Genomic DNA, 1,393 nt, shown 5'->3' with positions numbered 1-1,393 from the left:
CCGAACCCGGCGGGGAGCCGGTGGCCGCGCACCGCTTCTCCGGACGCGTCGCCGCCCTGCTGGTGGTGCTCGCCTTCTTCGCGGTGATGCTGGTGCCCACGGTGAACCACTACCGCGCCCAGATGCAGGAGATCAACGAGCTGCGCGCTTCGATCACCGCCATGGAGGCCGAACGCGACGCGCTGCAAGAGGAGATCGCCCGCTGGGACGACCCGCTGTACATCAAGCAGCAGGCCCGCGACCGGATAAACTTGGTGATGCCCGGTGAGCGGGTGTACATGGTGGTCGGGGAACGGCCCTCCGCGCAGGAGGACGAACAGGCCAACGGCAGCACCTATGAGGTGCGCCAGGAACTGCCTGGGTCGACGCCCTGCTGGACTCGGTGCGCCGTTCGGCCACCGACTGACCAAACCGGTCCCCGGCCCTGCGCCGGCCCGCCGCCACCGGCCCCGAATGACCCGAAGTCCCCTTTGTTGCGGACCCAAGACCTACGACGCAAGCGGAAGAGCAGTGAGACGTGAGCAACCAGCGAATTCATGAGGCCCTGGACGCCGCCGGGCGTACCCCCAGCGAGAAGGACCTGGAAACCCTCAGCCGGCAGCTGAACCGTCCGGTGCGCGACGTGGTGGAGATCGGGGCGCGCTGCGTATGCGGCAACCCGCTGGTGGCCACCACCGCCCCGCGGCTGTCCTCCCGGCATCCCTTTCCCCACCACCTACTACCTGACCCACCCGGTGATCACCTCGGCCGTTTCCCGCCTGGAGGCCGCCGGGTGATGAACCAGATGAACGAACGGCTCGGGCAGGACCCGCAGCTGGCCGCCGCCTACCGCGAAGCCCACGAATCCTACCTGGCCAACCGGGACGCGATTGGTCGGCGTTCGGGCACCGGTGAGGTCCCGGAGATCGCCGGGGTCTCGGCCGGAGGCATGCCCACCCGGGTGAAGTGCCTGCACGTGCTGGTCGGCCATTCCCTGGCCGCCGGGGAAGGGGTCAACCCGCTGGGTGACGAGGCGCTGGCCGGGATCGCCGAATGGTGGACCAAGGACGTGTGCTACTGCACCGGGGCCTGGGACACGAAGGGCCCGGCCCCCAGCCGGGACCGCTCCCGGCACGTAAAGACCCAGGCGGTGGATCCGGAAGTCAAACGCGCCGAGCGTGCCCGCAAGCGGGCCGAACGACAGGCGGCAGGGGAGGAGAGCTAATGCGGGTAGCCGGGATCGACTGCGGCACCAATTCCATCAGGCTGCTGATCGCCGAGGCCAGCCAGGGCGCCGACGGCGTGCAGCTGGCCGATGTAGAGCGGCGCATGCAGATCGTGCGCCTGGGCCAGGGCGTGGACGCCACCGGGCGGTTCGCCCCCGAGGCCCTGGAACGCACCTACGCGGCGGTGC

The 1,393-nt window shown here is 70.0% G+C and carries 1 protein-coding gene and 2 pseudogenes; all 3 read left to right on the top strand.

Annotation, left to right across the window (positions count from 1 at the left end):
* The coding region (locus JCM19049_RS14300; RefSeq protein ID WP_279403275.1) for a septum formation initiator family protein at positions 1-521 on the top strand (521 nt) is incomplete at its 5' end.
* Positions 522-544: 23 nt separating this feature from the next.
* Positions 545-1,204 (top strand): annotated as a pseudogene (locus JCM19049_RS14295) (DUF501 domain-containing protein).
* Positions 1,204-1,393, top strand: a pseudogene (locus JCM19049_RS14290) (exopolyphosphatase); the annotation flags it as partial. The pseudogenes JCM19049_RS14295 and JCM19049_RS14290, both read left to right, overlap by 1 nt.

Source organism: Arthrobacter sp. JCM 19049, from assembly GCF_001310435.1.
Note: the sequence above shows the minus strand (reverse complement) of the source record. Positions and strands in the feature narration are given on the sequence as shown.